This is a genomic window from Sphaerisporangium rhizosphaerae (assembly GCF_042665155.1).
Taxonomy (GTDB): domain Bacteria; phylum Actinomycetota; class Actinomycetes; order Streptosporangiales; family Streptosporangiaceae; genus Sphaerisporangium; species Sphaerisporangium rhizosphaerae.
This window is the reverse complement of sequence record NZ_JBHTCG010000050.1, coordinates 1-18539: the sequence shown is the minus strand read 5'-3', so window position 1 is coordinate 18539 and position 18539 is coordinate 1. Positions and strand designations below refer to the sequence as shown.

Below are 18539 nucleotides of genomic sequence, written 5' to 3'. Positions count from 1 at the left end.
ACCCGCATAGCGGTCCGCCGGGTAACGGCTCACCCGCCCCTTGGCGGGTCAGGCGGTGCGGAGGTGGGCGCCGGTGCTGGTGGTGGCCTGGGCCACCGCGGCGTCGCGGGCGGCGGTGGTCTCTTCGACGGTCAGCGTGCGGTCGGCGGCGCGGAAGCGCAGGGTGTAGGCCAGGGACTTGTTGCCCTCGCCCACCTGCGCCCCGGTGTAGACGTCGAACAGCCGGATGGACTCCAGCAGCTCGCCCGCGCCCTCGCGCAGCGCGGCCTCGACCTGCGCGACCGGCACCCCTGCCGGGACGACGAGCGCGACGTCCTGCGTGGCGACGGGGTAGGAGGAGACGGGCACCGCCTGCACCGCCCCGGGCAGGGCGGCCTCCAGGACGCTGAGCTCGAGCTCCATCGCGCACGTGCGCGGGGGCAGGCCGAAGGCCTCGACGACGCGCGGGTGCAGCTCGCCGGCGTGACCGACCAATGCCTCTCCCACGTACAGCGCCGCGCACCGGCCCGGGTGCCACGGCTCGTGCCGGTCGGCGCGGACCACGGGCTCCAGCCCGGACTCCCGCACGACCATGCGCGCGGCCTCCACGGCGTCGGACCAGCCGGCCGGGCGTCCCTGACCCCACCAGCCGGAGCGGTCGAACTCGCCGGCGAGCACCACCGCGACCCGCAGGGGCTGGCGGGGCAGCGCCGCGGCGATGCCGTCCAGCTCCTCCTGCGACGGCCGGCGCTCGACGCCGAGCACGGGCGCCTTGGCCGGGGCGCCGGGCTCGGGCCGGTAGACCAGCCCGGACTCGAACAGCGCCACGTCGCCGAAGCCGCGCCCGACGTTGCGGACCAGCGTCTTGAACAGGCCGGGCAGCAGCGTGGTGCGCATGAGCGGTTCGTCCTCGCTCAGCGGATTGGCCAGGCGCAGGGTGCGGCGCCGCGCGTCGTCCGCGGAGAGCTGCAGGCCGTCCAGGTCGCGGGCGCCGATGAACGGGTAGGCGAGCGTCTCGACGTACCCGGCGGCGGCGAGCGCGCGGCCCACGCGGCGGCGCAGTCGCTGGACCTCGGTCAGCCCGGCCCCGGCCGGGGCGGCGGGCAGCACCGAGGGCAGGCGCTCGTAGCCCTCGAGCCGGATGACCTCCTCGGCCAGGTCGTTGGGGTCGGTCAGGTCGGGACGCCAAGAGGGCGGCGTCACGACCAGCAGCTCGGCCGGATCGGGCCGGGCGGGGCCCTCGAGCACGTCGGCCGGGACGGCCTCGGCGCCCGCCTGGCCGCTCGCGGCGCCCTGGGCGACGACCGCGCAGCCGACCTGCTCGAGGCGGCGCACGACGGTGTCGCGGCCGTAGGCGACGCCGGCGACCCGGTCGGGGTGGTCGGCCGGGATGACGATCGTCGCCGGCTCGACGTCGACGAAGGCGTGGGTGACCCCGGCCTCGGCGGTGCCGCCGCCGAAGGCGGTCAGCATCTGCACCGCGCGCCAGGAGGCGTACAGCGGCAGCTCGGGGTCGACGCCGCGCTCGAACCGGCGCGATGCCTCGCTCACCAGGTTGTGGCGGCGCGACATGCGCGCCGTGCCGGTGGCCGAGAAGTGGGCCGCCTCGATCACCAGCTCGGTGGACTCGCCGGAGATCTCGGTGGCCAGGCCGCCCATCGTGCCGGCCATGGAGATCGCCCCGGAGGAGTCGGTGATCAGGATGTCCTCGGGGTACAGCTCGCGCACGACGTGGTCGAGCGTCTCGAGCCTCTCGCCCGGCTCGGCCCTGCGCACCACGATCGGCCCGGTGAGCCGGGAACGGTCGAAGGCGTGCAGCGGCTGGCCGAGCTCGAGCATGAGGTAGTTGGTGACGTCGACGGCCAGCGACACCGGGCGCATGCCCGCGCGGGCCAGGCGCACCTGCATCCACATGGGAGTCTCGGCCGAGGGGTCGAAGCCGGACACCGAACGCAGCACGAACCGGTCGCAGGCCGTCGGGTCGGCGATCGAGGCCGGGTGGGCCTCGTCGTCGAAGGCGGGCGGCTCGATGTCGGCCGGGTCGCGCCAGGGCACGCCGAAGGCGGTGGCGACCTCGCGGGCGACGCCCCTGATCGACAGGGCGTACCCGCGGTCGGGGGTGACCTCCAGCTCGATGACGTCGTCGCGCAGGCCGAGCAGCTCGACCACGTCGGCGCCCAGGTGGGTGTCGGCGGGCAGGATGAGGATGCCGCTGTGGTCCTCGCCGATGCCGAGCTCGCGCGCCGAGCAGATCATGCCGTCGGAGACGTGGCCGTAGGTCTTGCGGGACCCGACCTCGAACCCGCCGGGCAGGACGGCGCCCGGCAGCGCCACCGCGACGCGGTCGCCCACGGCGAAGTTGGTGGCGCCGCAGATCAGCCAGCGCGGCGCGGCCTCGCCGACCTCGACCGAGCAGTAGCGGATGGGCTTTTTGAACCCGGCGAGCTCCTCGATGGACAGCACCTCGCCGACGACGACGTTCTTGATGTCGTCGCCGACCGACTCGATCGACTCGAGCTTGAGCCCGGCGGCGGTGAGCTTCTCTGCGACCTCGTGGGCGTTGGCGGCCGGCAGGTCGACGTACTCCCGCAGCCAGGAGAGCGGGAACTTCATCAGGCCTCCATACCGAACGGGAGCGTGAAGCGCACGTCTCCCTCGACCATGTCTCGCATGTCCTCGGCGTTGTTGCGGAACATCAAGGTCCGCTCGACGCCCATGCCGAAGGCGAACCCGCTGTAGCGCTCGGGGTCGACGCCGCAGGCCACCAGCACGCGCGGGTTGACCATGCCGCAGCCGCCCCATTCGATCCAGCCCTCGGACTTGCAGGTGCGGCAGGGCGGGTTGCCCGGCACGGCCGAGGCGCCCCGGCAGACGAAGCAGCGCAGGTCCATCTCGGCCGACGGCTCGGTGAAGGGGAAGTAGTTGGGCCGGAACCGGGTGCTGATGCCCTGGCCGAACATGACCTCGGCGAACCGGTCGAGCGTGCCCTTCAGGTGGGCCATCGTCAGGCCCTCGTCGATGGCCAGCCCCTCGACCTGGTGGAACACCGGGGTGTGGGTGGCGTCGAGCTCGTCGGTGCGAAAGACCTTGCCCGGCGAGACGACGTAGACCGGAAGCTCGCGCGACAGCAGCGCGCGGATCTGCACCGGCGAGGTCTGGGTGCGCAGCACCATGCCGGAGTCGACCGAGCCGACGAAGAAGGTGTCGTGCTCGGAGCGGGCCGGGTGGTCGGGCGCGATGTTGAGCGCGTCGAAGTTGAACCACTCGCCTTCCAGCTCAGGCCCCTCGGCGACCTCGTAGCCCATGGCGACGAAGGCGTCGGCGATGCGCTCTTGGAGGGTGGTGAGCGGGTGGCGGGCGCCGCGCGGGCGGCGGTCCCACGGCAGGGTGACGTCGACGGTCTCCTCGACCAGGACGCGCTCGTCGCGCTCGGCGGTCAGCACGGCCTGCCGGGCGGTGAGCGCCTCGCCGATGGTCTTGCGCGCCCCGCCGATGCGCTTGCCCGCCTCGGCGCGGGCCTGGGGCGGAAGAGCGCCGATCTCGCGGTTGGCGAGCGCGATCGGTGACCGGTCACCGGCGTGGGCGAGCCGCACTTGCTTGAGTTCGTCGAGGTCGGCCGCCGCGTCGATGGCGGCTACGGCTTCGGCCTCCATGCGCGCCACCTCGTCGGCGTGCAACGGCGTCACCTCGACCGGGTCATAGGTGTTCGACAAGAGAGAGCTCCGTATCCAGGGCTTGAGCGGGCACGAGTCTAGTCCGTCCAGAGTGGCGGACCGGCCACGAACGGTGCGCTGTGGACGACCACCACGATCATGCGCGAACGGGGCGGCGCTCACAGCCTCCTGACCGCGGCCGGACCCCCCGACCGCTGCCGCGGTCGGGCGCCGGACGCGACGCGGCCGAGCCGGCGGATGCCGGCGTGGTGTCGCCCACCGGCCCGTCCCGACGCCTCAGGCGAAGTCGGGGGTGCCGGCGGGCATGGTAAATCGGAACTCGGCGCCCCCGCCGGGCGCCCGCTGCACGGTGATCGTGCCGCCGTGGGCCTCCACCAGGCCCTTGACGATGAACAGGCCGAGGCCCGTGCCGCCGCGGCGGCGCCCGTTGCCGCGCCAGAACTGCCGGAAGACGCGCGAGGCCAGCTCGGGTGCCACACCCTCACCCTGGTCACGCACGGACACGGCTACTCCCCACTCGACGGGCTCCACCACTATCGTCACCGTACCTCGCCCGTGGCGCACCGCGTTTTCCAGCAAGTTGCCGAGGATCTGGTCGATCTTGTCCTGGTCGAGCCACATCTCGGGGAGCTCGCCGCGCGTTTCCAGGCGGAAGCGGTCCTCCGGCTCGCCCGCGGCGACCCGGCCGGCGATGATCTTGCGGGCCCGGGCCGGGACGTCGACCACCTGGCGGTGGATCTGCAACCGGCCGGACTCGATGCGCGAGACGTCGAGCAGCTCGGTGATCAGCCGCGTGACCCGGTCGGCGTCGGCGTTGACGGTCTCGAGCATCACGCGCTTCTGGTCGTCGGTGAAGCGGCTCCACTTGGCCAGCAGCGTGGCGGTGAACCCCTTGACGCTGGTCAGCGGGGAGCGCAGCTCGTGGGCGACGGTGGAGACCAGGTCGGCCCGGCTGCGCTCGAGGCGGGCTCGCGCCGCGGCGTCGCGCAGGGTGACCACGACGCGCTCGACCTCGCCGCCCCGCGCGGGCCTGCGGACGAACCGGGCCGCGACCAGCAGCTCGTGGCCGCCGGGAAGATACAGGGAGCACTCGGGCTGGCGGCTGCGGATGCGCAGCCCTCCGTAGGCGTCCAGCCACTTCCACCAGTCGCGGCCGTCGTCGTCGCGGAAGGGCAGGACGTCGGGAAAGTACTTGCCGACGACGGCGTCGCCCCCCACGCCGGTGAGGCGGCAGGCGGCCCGGTTGAAGGCCACCACCCGGCCGCGGCCGTCGGCCACGATGACGCCCTCGGGAAGGTCGTCGACGTCGATCGAGCACGCGGCATCGGCGCCCCGCCGGTGGGTTTGCTCGCCGCGCACTATCGCCTCCCTCGACCCCTACAGCGCCGACAATAGCGGGTTTCCCGTACCCGGCGGCAGCCCCGCGCCAGCGCGGGACGGCACGCCTCGCCCGAAACATGGCGAGTTGTCCGGTAACGGATTTCCGGGCGGGCCGCAGGGGTCAGCCGGCGCGGCGTGCCCGCGCCGAGGCGTAGAGACAGACGGCGGCCGCCGTGGCCAGGTTGAGGCTCTCGGCGCGCCCGTAGATGGGCACCCGGACGACGTCGTCGGCCAGGCGGAGGATCTCCTCGGGGAGCCCCCACGCCTCGTTGCCGAAGATCCACGCCGTCGGCCCGGCGAGGTCCACGTCGTCGAGCGTCCTGTCGCCCGCCCCGTCGGCCGCCAGCACCCGCAGGCCCTTGTCCTTCAGATGACGCACGGTCTGGGCCACCGGCGCCGCGGTGACCACCGACAGGTGGAACAGGCTGCCGGCGCTGGCCCTGACGCACTTGCCGTTGTAGGGGTCCACCGAGGCGTCGGTGAACACCACCGCGTCCGCGCCCGCCGCGTCGGCCGTGCGCAGGACGGTGCCGGCGTTGCCGGGGTCGCGCACGTGGGCGAGCACGGCGACGAGCCCGGCCGTCTCGGTGACGGCCTCGGCGAGCGGGACGTGCACGAAACGGCAGACCGCGAGCAGCCCCTGCGGCGTGACCGTCTGGGCCAGCTCGGCCATGACCTCGCCGCTGGCGCCGTGCACCGGCACCCCCGCCAGCCGGGCGGCGGTCACGATGTCGGCGTGCCTGCTCTCGGCCTCGGCGGTGGTGAACAGCTCGACCGCGACGCCGGGCAGCGCCAGCGCCTCCCTGACGGCCTGCGGGCCCTCGGCCAGGAAGGACCGGTCGCGGTCTCTGAACGCCCGCTTGGTCAGGCGCTTGGCGGCCTTGACCCGCGGCGACTTGACATTGGTCAGCTCGGACCCGGCCATGTGCCCCCTTAGCAACCCCCGGACCGCCGCGGCATGGCCCGCCGCGACGACCCGGAAAACGACGCGGAAAACAGTGAACGACCCGCTCCGCGAAAGAACGAGTCGTTCACCGGGACGTGCGTCGCGATCAGCTCGCGGCCGGCGCGTTCACGTCGGCCGGAAGCGCCTTCCTGGCGGTCTCGGCCAGCGTGGCGAAGGTCTGGCTGTCGTTGACGGCGAGATCGGCGAGGATCTTGCGGTCGACCTCGACACCGGCGGCCTTCAGGCCCTGGATGAACCGGTTGTAGGTGATGCCGTTCGCGCGCGCCGCGGCGTTGATGCGCTGGATCCACAGCCGCCGGAAGGTGCCCTTCTTGTCCTTGCGGTCGCGGTAGGCGTAGGTCAAGGAGTGGAGCATCTGCTCCTTGGCCTTGCGGTACAGCCTCGACCGCTGACCCCGGTAACCACTCGCCCGCTCGAGGACGACGCGGCGCTTCTTCTTGGCGTTGAGCGCCCGCTTTACGCGTGCCATTGTTCTATCTCCCCGGGGGTTCGGTTACTTGCCGAGCAGCTTCTTGATCTTCTTGGTGTCGGCATCGGACATGACGACCTCAGGCTTCAGACGGCGCGTCAGCGTCGACGACTTCCACTCGTTGTAGTGGGCACGGTTCGCGCGCCGGCGAATGATCTTGCCGCTGCCGCTGAGGCGGAACCGCTTCTTCGCACCGCTGTGCGTCTTCATCTTCGGCATCTCAGCCGTCTCTCCCTCGTTCGTCCGTGCCGATATCCCGGGTCAAGGTACCCCAGCCAGGCCGTTCGGCCGGCTGTGGCACCTCACCCGGTGTCGGTGTTCTCTACGCTCGCCGCCGGATCGTCAGGCGGGCCGCGTCACTCCTGCGGTTCCGAAGCCCCCGCCATGTCGGCGCCGACGCTCACGTCGTCATGCGCCGGGTCGTCGGTCCGCGCGCGCGCGGCGGCCTTCTCGGCCTTGGCCTCGGCCTTCTTCTTGTGCGGCCCGATCACCATGATCATGTTTCGGCCGTCCTGCTTGGGCTGGGACTCGACGAAGCCGAGCTCCGTCACGTCCTCCGCCAGCCGCTGCAGGAGCCGGAAGCCCAGCTCGGGGCGGGACTGCTCACGCCCGCGGAACATGATGGTGACCTTGACCTTGTCCCCCGCCTTGAGGAACCGCACGACGTGACCCTTCTTGGTCTCGTAGTCATGCGGGTCGATCTTCGGCCGGAGCTTGATCTCCTTGATGATCGTGTGCGCCTGGTTACGGCGCGCCTCGCGTGCCTTCATGGCGGACTCGTACTTGAACTTGCCGTAGTCCATGAGCTTGCACACGGGCGGACGAGCCGTGGCCGCGACCTCGACCAGATCGAGATCGGACTCCTGGGCCAGCTTCAGAGCGTCTCCGATGGAGACGATGCCGACCTGCTCGCCGTTCGGGCCCACGAGGCGGACCTCGGGCACACGAATGCGCTCGTTGATGCGGGGCTCAGTGCTGATGGGACCTCCTAGGTACCTGGCATTTCCGCGTTCGTGCTCGACCGTGCCATGGGGCCTCACGCCGGAAAGCGAAAAGCCCCGCACGTCGCGCATGCGGGGCCACCAAGCTCTCAGATCATCGATCGAGAGCTCCCCGGAGTAGTCCGGTAGTGATCCTTGACCCGCCGGCCTGGCAGCCGATCAGGTGGGAGGAAGACCTCCGCTTGCGCGTCCAGCGCGCACGCCGGACCGATCAAGCAGCAACATTACCACAACACCGCGCCCCCGCCGAATCGTCCCACACCCCTGTCACCCTGTGCGAGCGTTCCGGTGCAGAGGGCGACGAAACGGCCGTTCACCAGGGGGCGGACGCTCAGTGTGTACGGGCCGAACGCCTGAGCAACTCGGTCTCGCCGGCGGCGCGCACCGGGTCCACCGGCACCGGGGCCTGGCCGGTGTACAGCTCGACCTGGCGGACGGCCTGGTGGAGCAGCATGGCGAAGCCACTGACGACCGTCCCGCCCTTGTCGCGGACGGCGCGCGCGAGCCGGGTGGGCCAGGGGGCGTAGACCACGTCGAAGACGGCGGGCACGACCGCCACGGCCTCGGCGTAGGCGTCCGCCGCGCCCGACGGCAGAGTCGAGATGGCCAGGTCGGCGTCGAGGGCGGCGCCCAGCTCGTCGAAGCGCCGGACCGACAGGGCCATGCCGAGCCGGTCGGCCACCTGTGCGGTCTCCTCCGCCCGCGACCGGTCGCGGACGACCAGCGTCGCCTCCCGGAGCCCCAGCTCGCGCAGGGCTGCGAGCGAGGAGCCGGCCGTCGCGCCGCCGCCGAGGATGGTCGCCGAGCGCGGCGCCAAGACCCCCGCCTCGGTGAGCGCGCGGACGATGCCGTGCACGTCGGTGTTCTCGCCGTGCCGCGCGCCGTCCCGGAACACCACCGTGTTGACCCCGCCCACCCGCACGGCGAGGTCGGCGACGGTGTCCAGCAGCGGCAGCACCGCCCGCTTGAGCGGCATGGTGAGCGACAGCCCGGCCCATTCGGGGCCCATCGTGGCCATCAGCCCGGCCAGGCCCGCCTCGTCGCACTCGATGGCGTCGTACCGCCAGCCGGTGAGGCCGAGCGCCCGGTAGGCGGCGCGGTGCAGGCACGGCGACAGCGAGTGAGCGATCGGCGAGCCCAGGACCGCGGCGCGGCGCTCCATCAGCCGCCCGCCTGGTTGCGGTTGAACTCCTGGACGAACCTGTCGTGCTCTTCCTGGGAGTCGGTGAACTTGGTGATGCCGCGCTTGGTGTCGGTGGTGACGAAGAACAGCCAGGGCCCGTCGGCCGGCTTGAGCGTGGCCTTGATGGCGTCTTCGCCGGGGTTGGTGATCGGCCCCGGCGGCAGGCCCGGGCGCGCGTAGGTGTTGTAGGGCGACTTGCTCTTCAGATCGGCGTGCGTTGCCGAGACGCCGAACTTGTTCAGGCCGTACATGACGGTGCTGTCCATCTGCAGCAGCATCGGCGGTGTGCGCTGGAGCCGGTTGTAGATCACCCGGGCGACCTTCGGCATGTCGCGCTTGCTGCCCGACTCGGCCTGCACGATGCTCGCGATCGTCAGCACCTCCAGCGGGGTGTGGCCGACCCGCCGGGCCCCGGCCACCAGGCCGACGTCGTCGGCGGCCTTCTTGTACCGCTCGACCATCGCGGCGAGCAGGTCCTCGGGGGCCGACTTGGGCGAGACCTCGTAGGTGGCGGGGAAGGCGAAGCCCTCGAGCCGCTTCTTGGCGTAGGACGGCAGGTCAAGCGCCTCGGCGTCCTTGGCGGCCTTCTCGAAGTCGCGCACGGGCTTGCCGGTCGCGGTCGAGAGCTGCTGGAAGATCTGGGAGAGCCGCAGCCCCTCGCGCACGGTGAGGGTGGTCTGCAGGCGGCGCTTGGGGTCCAGGAGGGGGACGGCGTTGGCCGCGGCCATGCCCTTGCGGAGCTTGTACTCGCCCGGCTGGAGGGAGGCGCTCTTGCCGGCGGCGCCGATGGCGTTGATGAACGCCCGCTCGCTCGCCACGACGCCCTGGTCGACCAGGGTCTGGGCGATGTCGGTGGCGCTCTGCCCCTCCTTGATCTCCACGAGGACCTCGCCGGAGCCCTGGCCGGTGTAGTCCTTGGGGATCGTGACGCCGCGGATCCAGTTGTAGCCGTAGTAGCCGCCGACGCCGAGGACTCCGACGATGATGACGATCGCGACGAAGAAGGCGACGAAGCCCTTGCGCCGCTGGCGCCGCTGGCGCTTCTTGCTGCGCCTTTGCGCGGATCGGGAACCACGAGACCGGCGCCGGGGACCTTCGTCGTCCTCGGCACCCAGCAAGCTATCGAGGTCGAGATCGTTCATGGGTGCGTTCGCCAATCTCCCGGTCGGACCGGCCCGCCGTCAAGCCAGTGCTCACAATCGGCAGGACCTACCGTATGGCCGGTCGGTCCGGCGCCGGGGGTCGCGCCGGTCCGCGTCACCGGGCGTGTACGGGAGGGGACGGCCGTACCGCCGGGCATCAGTGGTGCTGCCCGAGACGTTTGTGCAGCTCTTCTCGGTACTTCACGAACTCACTCTCTTTGTCAGTGAATTTCGTGATTCTACGCTGTGGGTCGACCGTGACAAACCAGTACCAATCACCCTTTGCCGGACGAAGTGCCGCGCTGAGCGCCGCCTCACCGGGATTGCTGATCGGCCCGGGCGGCAGCCCGGGGTGCATGTAGGTGTTGTAGGGGGTGTCGCGCTTGATCTCGGCGTTCGACGCCACGATGCCGTGCTTGCCCAGGCCGTACATCACCGTGCTGTCCATCTCCAGCTTGGCTCCGGACGCGAGGCGATTGTAGATGACTCTGGCGATCTTCGGATAGTCGGACTCCCTGCCCCCCTCCGCCTGCACGATGCTGGCGACCACCACCGCCTCGCGCGGCGTGAGGCGCAGGCGGGCGGCCTCGGCCTCCAGCCCGACCTGGGCGGCGGCGCGCCTGAACCGGCGGACCATCGACCGCAGCAGGTCGCGGGGAGTCGTCGTGCGCTCGATGTCGTAGGTCGCGGGGAACAGGAACCCCTCGGCGGCGCCCTTGGCGTAGGCGGGCAGCCCGAGGTCGGCGGGGCGGGCGAGCACCTTGGACAGCTCGGCGGCGGGCAGGCCCGACCCCTTGGCGAGCCGGGCGACGGCCTCGGCCGCGCGCAGCCCCTCGGGCACCGTCACCCGCTTGCGGATCCTGGACTGCGGCGCGAGAAGCGAATCCAGCGCGGAGGCGGCCGCCATGCGCTTGCGCAGCAGGTAGCGTCCCGGCCGCAGGCTGCCGGACTGGCCGCGCTCCTCCACGGCGTGCACGAACGCGCGTGCGCTCGCCACCACCTCCGCCTTCACCAGGACCTCGGCGATCTGCCCCGCGCTCGCGCCCGGCGCGATCTCGACCACGACCGGGACCGTGCCCCTGCCCTCGAAGTCGGCGGGCCTCATCAGCGGCCGGAACAGAGTGAGCGCGCCGGCCAGCCCGGCCGCGATCACCACGGCGCTGCCGCCGGCGACCAGCAGGAGCAGCCCGCGGCGCCCGCGGTCCGCGCGGGCCCGCTCGTCGTCCTCGCCGCCCTCGTCGCTGAAAGCGATCAGGTCGCCGGGGTCCTCGGGATCGTCGGGCCTGTCAGGGCCGTCCGGCGGCCCGTCCTGCCGCTCGCGCCCGTCCCGTTCCCCGTCGGCCTCGTCCGGGCCCGGCGGAACGTTCCAATCGTCCCGCTTCACATCGGGCACATCAGGGGAAACGTCCGGGTCGCCCGGGCCGCCGGGGCCCGCCTGGCGGGTCACCGCGCGGGCCCGGCGCTCGATTCCCCGCCGGGGCGGCGCCCCGGCGGCTCGACGGATCTGCCCGGCGGGGCGCCGCTCGCCCGCTCGGCGTCCAGGGCGGCCTGCAGCAGCACCACGGCGGCCGCCTGGTCGACCACCTCGCGCTGGTTCTTGGCCTTCACGCCGCTGGCGCGCAGCCCCTGCTGCGCGGTCACGGTGGTCAGCCGCTCGTCGTAGAGCCGGACCGGGGTCGGCGCCAGCCGCCCGGCCAGCCGGACGGCGAACTCGCGCGCCGCGGCCGCCGCGTGGCTCTCGCGGCCCGACAGCGAGGTGGGCAGGCCGACGACGATCTCGACGGCCTCGTGCTCGCCGGCGATCGCGGCGATGCGGTCGAGGTCGCCCCGGCCCCGGCGCACGGTCTCCACGGGGGTGGCCAGCAGGCCCGAAGGGTCGCTGCGGGCCACCCCGACGCGGACGGAACCCACGTCGACGCCGAGCCGGACGCCCGCCCTCACGGCGGGCTCCCGATGCGGGCGCCGGTGTTCAGGACAGGGCCTCCCGGACCGCGTGCTCGACGGCGCCGAGCGCGTCGCCGATCGCCTCCGGACGGGCGCCACCGCCCTGCGCGACGTCATCCTTACCGCCACCGCCACCCCCAAGTGCCTTGGCGGCGACGCCGACCAGTCGCCCGGCCTTGAGCCCCCGGGCGCGCCCCGCATCGTTCACAGCGGCGACCACGACCGGCCGGTCGGCGGGAACACCAGCGATCACGATCATCGCGGCGCGGTCACCGGGGAACCGGCCGCGCACGTCTAGGGCGAGTTTACGCAGGTCATCGGGCGAAGTGCCGTCAGGCGCGCGGTGGGTGACGACCGAAACGCCCTCGATGTCGCGGGCGGAGGCCGCCAGCTCGCCGGCCACCGCGAGCACCTGGGCCGAGCGGAGCTTCTCCAGCTCGCGCTCGGCGGTGCGCAGGCGGGTGACGATGCCCTCGACGCGCTCGGGCAGCTCTTCGCGGCGGGCCTTGAGCTGCTCGCTGAGCTGGGCCACCAGAACGCTCTCGCGGGCCAGGAAGCGGAAGGCGTCGATGCCGACCAGGGCCTCGACCCGGCGCACGCCGGCGCCGATCGACGCCTCGCCGAGCACCTTGACCAGGCCGAGCTGGCCGGAGCTGGCGACGTGGGTGCCGCCGCACAGCTCGCGGGAGTAGTCGCCGACCTCGACGATGCGGACCTCGTCGCCGTACTTCTCGCCGAACAGCGCCAGTGCGCCCATCGACCGGGCCTCGTTGAGCGAGGTGTGGTAGGCGTGGACCTTCAGGTCGTTGATCAGGATGGCGTTGACCTCGTCCTCGACGTCGCGCAGCACGCTCGGCGGGACGGCGCCGGCCGCGGTGAAGTCGAAGCGGAAGCGCCCCGGGGAGTTCTCGGAGCCGGCCTGCGCCGCGCTCTCGCCGAGCGCGTTGCGGAACCCGCGGTGCACCAGGTGGGTCGCGGTGTGGCTGCGGGAGATGGCCCGGCGCCGCTCGATGTCGATCTCGGCGTGCGCCTGGTCGCCCACGCGGATCTCGCCGTCGCGGACCTTGCCGCGGTGCACGACCAGGCCGGCGAAGGGCGACTGGACGTCCACGATGTCGACGTGCGCGCCGCCGGTGCCGATCGCGCCCTGGTCGGACAGCTGGCCGCCGCCCTCGGCGTAGAACGGGGTGCGGTCGAGGACGACCTCGACCGTGGTGCCCGCGCCCGCCGCCTGCACCGAGGCGCCGTCGACGAGCAGGCCGATGACGGTGGCCTCGGCGGTGGTCAGGTCGTAGCCGAGGAAGTCGACCTTGCCCGCGCGGTCGAGCATCTCGCCCAGCACGGAGATGTCGGCGTTGCCGGTCTTCTTGGCCGCGGAGTCGGCCTTGGCGCGGTGGCGCTGCTCGTCCATGAGGCGGCGGAAGCCCTCCTCGTCGACCTGCAGGCCCTGCTCGGAGGCCATCTCCAGCGTCAGGTCGATGGGGAAGCCGTAGGTGTCGTGCAGTTGGAACGCCTGGCTGCCCGCGAGCGTCGCGGTGCCCTTGCGCTTGGTCTCCTCGACCGCCGCGTCGAAGATCGCGGTGCCGGTGCGCAGGGTGCCGAGGAAGGAGACCTCCTCGGCGTCGATCACCGTGTGGAGGTGGGCGGCGTCGGCCTTGAGCTCGGGGTACTGCTGGCCCATCGCCTCGATGGTGGTGGCGGTGAGCTCGTGCATGTAGCGCTCTTCGCCCGCGCCGAGCAGGCGCAGGTTGCGGATGGCGCGGCGCAGCATGCGGCGCAAAACGTAGCCGCGGCCCTCGTTGGAGGGCAGCACGCCGTCGCCCACGAGCATGACGCCGGCCCGCAGGTGGTCGGCGATGACGCGCAGCGAGACGTCGGCGCGCGCGTTGCGCCCGTAGCGGGACTTGGTGAGCTCGGCCGCCCGGTCGAGGATCTTGTAGGTGGTGTCGATCTCGTAGATGTTGTCGACGCCCTGCAGGATGGCCGCCATGCGCTCGAGGCCCATGCCGGTGTCGACGCTCTTGGCGGGCAGCTCGCCCGAAACGTCGAAGTCGACCTTGCTGCGGACCGCGCTGAGCTGGAACTGCATGAAGACGTTGTTCCAGACCTCCAGGTAGCGGTTCTCGTCCGCGACCGGGCCGCCTTCCTTGCCGTAGTCGGGGCCGCGGTCGTAGTAGATCTCGGAGCAGGGGCCGCCGGGGCCGGGCACGCCCATGTGCCAGTAGTTGTCGGCCAGGCCGCGGCGCTGGATGCGCTCGGCGGGGATGCCGACCTTGTTGTGCCAGATGTCGAAGGCCTCGTCGTCGTCGTGGTAGACGGTGACCCAGAGGCGCTCCTCGGGGAAGCCGAAGCCGCCCTCGGACTCGGGCCTGGTCAGCAGCTCCCAGGCGTACGGCAGGGCCTGGTCCTTGAAGTAGTCGCCGAAGGAGAAGTTGCCGAGCATCTGGAAGAAGCTGGCGTGCCGGGTGGTCTTGCCCACCTCGTCGATGTCGAGCGTGCGCACGACCTTCTGGGCGCTGGCCGCCCTCGGGAACGGCGGCTTCTTCTGGCCCAGGAAGTAGGGCTTGAAGGGCACCATGCCCGCGTTGACCAGCAGCAGCGTCGGGTCCTCGGCGACAAGGCTGGCCGAGGGCACGACAGTGTGACCGCGCTCCTCGAAGAAGCGCAGGAAGCGGCGGGCGATCTCTGCCGACTCCATCTCAGCGGCCATCCTTTACGTCGTTTACGTGGGTTTGTTCAACACTGTCGATGCCGAAGCGCGCTCGCAACTCGGTTTCCCTGCCGGCCGCCAGGCGCCGGACGTCGCCGGCGAGAAGGCGCGCCTCCTCGGCGAGGCCCATGGCGCGGTCGGCCGTGCGGCGCGCGACGTGGTCGGGCTTCAACGCTTGCAGCTTACGCATCACCCAGACCGCGATGTACGCGCCCAGGGCCATGTAGAACAGCCGGCGGATCACGCGCGCCACCGCCTGTCGCCCGCCTGGAACGCGGCGCCCCCGCGGCGGCCGGTGAACGCGGCGCGCAGGCCGTGCAGCAGCGCGGCGACCTTGATGAGCGGCCTGGCCAGCAGCGTCGAGGCGACGCCGGTGACCTTGACCATGTTGCCGCTGACCTGCTTCATGTCGACCGCTATGGCCTCGACGGCGACCAGCTGGCGGTTGGTCTCGGAGACCGTGACGCTGACCTCGTCCAGCAGGGGGATGACCCGCTCGCTCAGGTCGGCGACCATCTTGGCGGTCTCGGTGAGCAGCCGGGCCAGCCGCACCAGCACCACGGCCATGAAGCACACCAATATCGCCCAGAACAGTGCGACGATGAGGCCTGCGACCTCTCCCGCGGTAAGCATGTCGATGCGTCCCCTCGTAGGTGACCTACGGATGTTCGACCCGGCTGGGGCGATGGAATGGGGAGACCCTATCGCGCCCGGGCGTGGCGCCCGCGCTGAGCGCGCCAGTCTGTGGACGGCGGGAGGCCCGCCCCGCCCCGGCGGAGCGGCGGGTCGCACGGTCCCGGCGCAGTGGGCTCGCCACGCGTCCACCGGGATCTCCGGCGATCTCCGGAGGCGGCCGGCGGGACGCTCACCCGGCGCCGCGCAGGAACTCGCGGATCTTTGCCCATCGGTCGGCGAAGTGCCCTTCGGCGCCGTGGCGGGTGGGCTCGTAGTAGCGCCGGTCGCGGACCTCCTCCGGCGCGTAGTCCTGCCGGACCAGGCCGTGCTCGAAGTCGTGCGGGTACTTGTAGCCCTTGCCGTGGCCGAGCTTGGCCGCGCCCGGGTAGTGGGCGTCGCGCAGGTGGCCGGGCACCTGGCCGATCAGCCCCCTGCGCACGTCGTCGGAGGCGGCGCCGATCGCCCTGGTGACGGCGTTGGACTTGGGGGCCAGCGCGCAGTGGACCACCGCCTGGGCCAGGTTGAGGCGGCCCTCGGGCAGGCCGATCATCTGCACGGCCTGGGCGGCGGCCACCGCGACCTGCAGGCAGGTCGGGTCGGCCATGCCGACGTCCTCGGAGGCGAAGATCATGATGCGGCGGGCCAGGAAACGCGGGTCCTCCCCCGCCTCGATCATGCGAGCCAGGTAGTGCAGGGCGGCGTCGGCGTCCGAGCCGCGCATGCTCTTGATGAAGGCGCTGATGACGTCGTAGTGCTGGTCGCCCTGCCGGTCGTAGCGCACGGCGGCCTTGTCCACGGCCTTCTCGACGGTCTCGACGGTGATCTCGCCCTCGGGGACGAGCAGAGCGGCCGCCTCCAGGTAGGTGAGCGAGCGGCGGGCGTCTCCCCCGGCCAGGCGCACCAGGTGGTCCATGGCCTCGGGGGCCAGGGTCACCGCGCCCGCCAGGCCCCTGGGGTCGGTCAGGGCGCGGCCGAGGACGGCGCGCACGTCGTCCTCGGTCAGCGACTCCAGCGTCAGCAGCAGCGAACGCGACAGCAGCGGCGAGATGACCGAGAAGAAGGGGTTCTCGGTGGTGGCGCCGATGAAGGTGACCCAGCGGTTCTCCACGGCGGGCAGCAGGGCGTCCTGCTGGGCCTTGTTGAAGCGGTGCACCTCGTCGACGAACAGCACCGTCTGGCGGCCGGTCATGCCGAGCTCGCGCTTGGCCTGGTCGATGGCCGCCCTGACGTCCTTGACCCCGGCCGAGACGGCCGAGACCTCGACGAAGCGCCGCTTGGTGACCCCGGCGACGACGTAGGCGAGGGTGGTCTTGCCGGTGCCGGGCGGCCCCCACAGGAACAGCGACATGGGGGCCTCGCTCTCGACCAGACGGCGCAGCGGGGTGCCCTGGCCCAGCAGGTGGCGCTGGCCGACCACCTCGTCGAGGCCGCGCGGCCGCATGCGCACCGCGAGCGGCTCCTGGCCCTTGTGGGCCTCCTCAGCCGCCGAGTCGAACAAACTCTCCACGCGTCGACATTACCGCCGGCGCGGGAGGGCCTACGGCCGCGCCGGCGCCGGCCCTCAGTGCGCCCAGACCGCCGTCGCCCCGGTGTGGCCGGCCCGCAGGACGTAGAAGCCGGCGGCGGCGGCGAGCAGCACGGTGACCACGACCAGTACGGCGGTGGTCATCCTGCCCAGTCTGCGGGAGGAGTAGACCAGCAGCAGCGAGGAGACGCCCAGCCCGAGCGTGCTGAACAGCAGCGGGTTGGCGTAGCTCTCGTGCTCCTCGATGCGCGCGGCCAGCGGCCCGCTCGGCGAACCGCCCGCGAACATGGTGCTCAGGAAGGCCTCGCCGCTCTCCTTGGCCGCGAAGGTGACGGCCGGCGCGGCGATCGCGAGCAGGACGACGGCCCAGCCGATGGAGGGCCGCACGCGGGGCACGACGCCGTACACCACCGCCCCCACGGCGAGCAGCGGGATGAAGATCACGGCGGTATGGATGATGAGGGGGTGGGCGGGCAGTCCGAGAATCTGGTCGAACATCACATGGCTCCTGTCAGTGGTTCGTCCCCATATACGGATCCGGCCGGCGCGTGGTTCCGGCCGGGCCGGCGGCGCGGTCCCCCTCCACCGCCTCCCCATGATCCCGGAACCGGCGTCAAGTCGCCATAAGAAGTTCCGCGCGGCAACTTTCCTCGCGGCAACCAGGCTGGACCGCCCGGCAAAGGACGATCGACCAGGCGATGCGAACTGGGCGTTTTATACGGGCTCGACGTAAAGGCCGGTACGATTCCCGAGCACATCAAGTCATCTATCGGCAAATGGAAGGCATACCGTGACCGACGTGGATCGCCAGACCCAGCTGGCACGGGAGCACCGCGAGCGGCAGGAACAGCGCAGCAAGGACACCGGCAACTCCAGGCGGAACACGGTCATCGGCGCCCTCCTGGGGGTGGTGCTCGTGGCCGGCGGCGTCATCGCCGCCGTGACACTCATGGGGAACGACGACTCCAAGGCGCCCGACGCGGCCGCGCCCGCCGACTCGGCCTCCGCCTCCGCCTCGGCCTCCGCGTCGCCTGGGGCCTCCGTCCCGGCCGCGCTTCCCACCACGGACGCCAAGCCCGCCGGCGTGACCTGCGAATACCGCAAGGACGACACCGGAGCCCCGGCGAAGAAGGTGGGCATGCCGCCGGCCAAGCCCGACACGCGGGGCAAGAACATGGTGATCACCACCAACCAGGGGACGATCGTCATCCAGCTCGCCACCGCGCAGACGCCGTGCACCGTGAACTCCTTCGAGTTCCTCGCGAAGAAGAACTTCTTCGACAACACGCGCTGCCACCGCCTGGCGACACCGGAGACCGTGGGCCTCGGCATGCTGCAGTGCGGCGACCCGCTGGCCAAGGGCGACGCCAAGCACTCCACCGACGGCACCGGCGGCCCCGGCTACCTGTTCGCCGACGAGAACCTCGGCGGCATCCCGCTCGGCAGGGCCACGGTGGCGATGGCGCAGGCCTCGGAGGACGCCAACTCCAACGGCAGCCAGTTCTTCATCTCCTTCTCGGACGAGAACACCCAGCTGACCTCCTCGGGCGCCGCGTTCACCCCGTTCGGGGTCGTCACCAAGGGCATGGACGTCATCGACAAGATCGCCAAGGGCGGCATCATCCCCTTCAACGGCGACCCCCTCGCCGACGTGCGGGGCGAGGGCTCCAACGCCCCCAAGCTCCCGGTGATCATCAAGGACCTGCGGATCACCCGCTAGCCGGCGGGCACCTGTCAGCACAGCGGAGCCCCGGCGCGCCACGCTTGGGTTCTAGGGTTCGTTGCAACACCCCACTTCAGGGGATGCGATGGACTTTGAGATCCGCAAGGTGCGCAAGGCGCAGGGGCCGAGGAAGCTCCGGGCTGAGCGGGAGGAATACTTTCGGCTCG

At 71.9% G+C, this 18539-nt stretch carries 17 protein-coding genes; 1 reads left to right on the top strand and 16 read right to left on the bottom strand.

The window, feature by feature from the left end; genetic code table 11:
- Positions 1–48 precede the first annotated feature (48 nt).
- From ACFQSB_RS38025 to ACFQSB_RS37950, 16 genes are all read right to left on the bottom strand, one after another.
- Positions 49–2592, bottom strand: a complete 2544-nt coding sequence (locus ACFQSB_RS38025) for a phenylalanine--tRNA ligase subunit beta (protein WP_380832027.1) — start codon at positions 2590–2592, stop codon at positions 49–51.
- On the bottom strand, positions 2592–3632 hold the full coding sequence (pheS, locus tag ACFQSB_RS38020) for a phenylalanine--tRNA ligase subunit alpha (protein ID WP_354847977.1): 1041 nt from the start codon (positions 3630–3632) through the stop codon (positions 2592–2594). The genes ACFQSB_RS38025 and pheS overlap by 1 nt, the downstream gene beginning before the upstream one ends.
- Before the next feature lie 297 nt (positions 3633–3929).
- Positions 3930–5012 carry a sensor histidine kinase gene (locus tag ACFQSB_RS38015; protein WP_354847906.1) on the bottom strand — a complete coding sequence of 361 codons (1083 nt, stop codon included), beginning with the start codon at positions 5010–5012 and terminating at the stop codon, positions 3930–3932.
- A 142-nt stretch (positions 5013–5154) separates the two neighbouring features.
- The gene (locus ACFQSB_RS38010) at positions 5155–5958 is read right to left on the bottom strand and encodes a TrmH family RNA methyltransferase (RefSeq protein WP_380832026.1); all 804 of its coding nucleotides are present in this window, start codon (positions 5956–5958) and stop codon (positions 5155–5157) included.
- A gap of 127 nt (positions 5959–6085) precedes the next feature.
- Entirely contained in the window at positions 6086–6469 is a 384-nt protein-coding gene (gene rplT, locus ACFQSB_RS38005) for a 50S ribosomal protein L20 (protein WP_354847900.1), read from the bottom strand.
- A gap of 24 nt (positions 6470–6493) precedes the next feature.
- Positions 6494–6688, bottom strand: a complete 195-nt coding sequence (gene rpmI, locus ACFQSB_RS38000) for a 50S ribosomal protein L35 (RefSeq protein WP_189163794.1) — start codon at positions 6686–6688, stop codon at positions 6494–6496.
- A 137-nt stretch (positions 6689–6825) separates the two neighbouring features.
- Positions 6826–7509: a translation initiation factor IF-3 gene (gene infC / locus ACFQSB_RS37995; protein ID WP_459117359.1), complete on the bottom strand. Its 684-nt coding sequence runs from the start codon at positions 7507–7509 to the stop codon at positions 6826–6828.
- 292 nt (positions 7510–7801) lie between these two features.
- A complete protein-coding gene (locus tag ACFQSB_RS37990) occupies positions 7802–8632 on the bottom strand; it encodes a shikimate dehydrogenase (RefSeq protein ID WP_380832024.1) in 831 nt (276 codons plus the stop codon).
- Complete coding sequence (gene mltG, locus ACFQSB_RS37985) at positions 8632–9795, bottom strand: endolytic transglycosylase MltG (RefSeq protein ID WP_380832022.1); 1164 nt, start codon at positions 9793–9795, stop codon at positions 8632–8634. Before mltG (ACFQSB_RS37985) ends, ACFQSB_RS37990 begins: the two co-directional genes overlap by 1 nt.
- Before the next feature lie 157 nt (positions 9796–9952).
- Positions 9953–11179: an endolytic transglycosylase MltG gene (mltG, locus tag ACFQSB_RS37980; protein ID WP_380832020.1), complete on the bottom strand. Its 1227-nt coding sequence runs from the start codon at positions 11177–11179 to the stop codon at positions 9953–9955.
- Between the two features lie 59 nt (positions 11180–11238).
- Positions 11239–11736 carry a Holliday junction resolvase RuvX gene (gene ruvX, locus ACFQSB_RS37975; protein WP_380832019.1) on the bottom strand — a complete coding sequence of 166 codons (498 nt, stop codon included), beginning with the start codon at positions 11734–11736 and terminating at the stop codon, positions 11239–11241.
- Positions 11737–11764: 28 nt separating this feature from the next.
- The gene (gene alaS, locus ACFQSB_RS37970) at positions 11765–14437 is read right to left on the bottom strand and encodes an alanine--tRNA ligase (protein ID WP_380832017.1); all 2673 of its coding nucleotides are present in this window, start codon (positions 14435–14437) and stop codon (positions 11765–11767) included.
- Position 14438: 1 nt separating this feature from the next.
- Positions 14439–14693 carry a hypothetical protein gene (locus tag ACFQSB_RS37965; RefSeq protein ID WP_354847880.1) on the bottom strand — a complete coding sequence of 85 codons (255 nt, stop codon included), beginning with the start codon at positions 14691–14693 and terminating at the stop codon, positions 14439–14441.
- A complete protein-coding gene (locus ACFQSB_RS37960; protein WP_354847877.1) occupies positions 14690–15082 on the bottom strand; it encodes a DUF948 domain-containing protein in 393 nt (130 codons plus the stop codon). Before ACFQSB_RS37960 ends, ACFQSB_RS37965 begins: the two co-directional genes overlap by 4 nt.
- 232 nt (positions 15083–15314) lie before the next feature.
- Entirely contained in the window at positions 15315–16631 is a 1317-nt protein-coding gene (locus ACFQSB_RS37955; RefSeq protein WP_354847875.1) for a replication-associated recombination protein A, read from the bottom strand.
- A 54-nt stretch (positions 16632–16685) separates the two neighbouring features.
- Positions 16686–17147: a DUF2231 domain-containing protein gene (locus ACFQSB_RS37950; RefSeq protein WP_354847872.1), complete on the bottom strand. Its 462-nt coding sequence runs from the start codon at positions 17145–17147 to the stop codon at positions 16686–16688.
- A 292-nt stretch (positions 17148–17439) separates the two neighbouring features.
- Here ACFQSB_RS37950 and ACFQSB_RS37945 point away from each other — a divergent pair, with 292 nt between their 5' ends.
- Positions 17440–18369, top strand: a complete 930-nt coding sequence (locus ACFQSB_RS37945; RefSeq protein WP_380832015.1) for a peptidylprolyl isomerase — start codon at positions 17440–17442, stop codon at positions 18367–18369.
- Positions 18370–18539: the final 170 nt, after the last annotated feature.

Bases quoted from the DNA above. Each gene is read 5' to 3' on its own strand.
- ACFQSB_RS37990 (WP_380832024.1), bottom strand. From the start codon at position 8,632: ATGGAGCGCCGCGCCGCGGTCCTGGGCTCGCCGATCGCTCACTCGCTG.
- pheS (WP_354847977.1), bottom strand. From the start codon at position 3,632: ATGGAGGCCGAAGCCGTAGCCGCCATCGACGCGGCGGCCGACCTCGAC.
- ACFQSB_RS37960 (WP_354847877.1), bottom strand. From the start codon at position 15,082: ATGCTTACCGCGGGAGAGGTCGCAGGCCTCATCGTCGCACTGTTCTGG.
- mltG (WP_380832022.1), bottom strand. From the start codon at position 9,795: ATGAACGATCTCGACCTCGATAGCTTGCTGGGTGCCGAGGACGACGAA.
- rpmI (WP_189163794.1), bottom strand. From the start codon at position 6,688: ATGCCGAAGATGAAGACGCACAGCGGTGCGAAGAAGCGGTTCCGCCTC.
- rplT (WP_354847900.1), bottom strand. From the start codon at position 6,469: ATGGCACGCGTAAAGCGGGCGCTCAACGCCAAGAAGAAGCGCCGCGTC.
- ACFQSB_RS38010 (WP_380832026.1), bottom strand. From the start codon at position 5,958: ATGGCCGGGTCCGAGCTGACCAATGTCAAGTCGCCGCGGGTCAAGGCC.
- ACFQSB_RS37950 (WP_354847872.1), bottom strand. From the start codon at position 17,147: ATGTTCGACCAGATTCTCGGACTGCCCGCCCACCCCCTCATCATCCAT.
- ACFQSB_RS38025 (WP_380832027.1), bottom strand. From the start codon at position 2,592: ATGAAGTTCCCGCTCTCCTGGCTGCGGGAGTACGTCGACCTGCCGGCC.
- alaS (WP_380832017.1), bottom strand. From the start codon at position 14,437: ATGGAGTCGGCAGAGATCGCCCGCCGCTTCCTGCGCTTCTTCGAGGAG.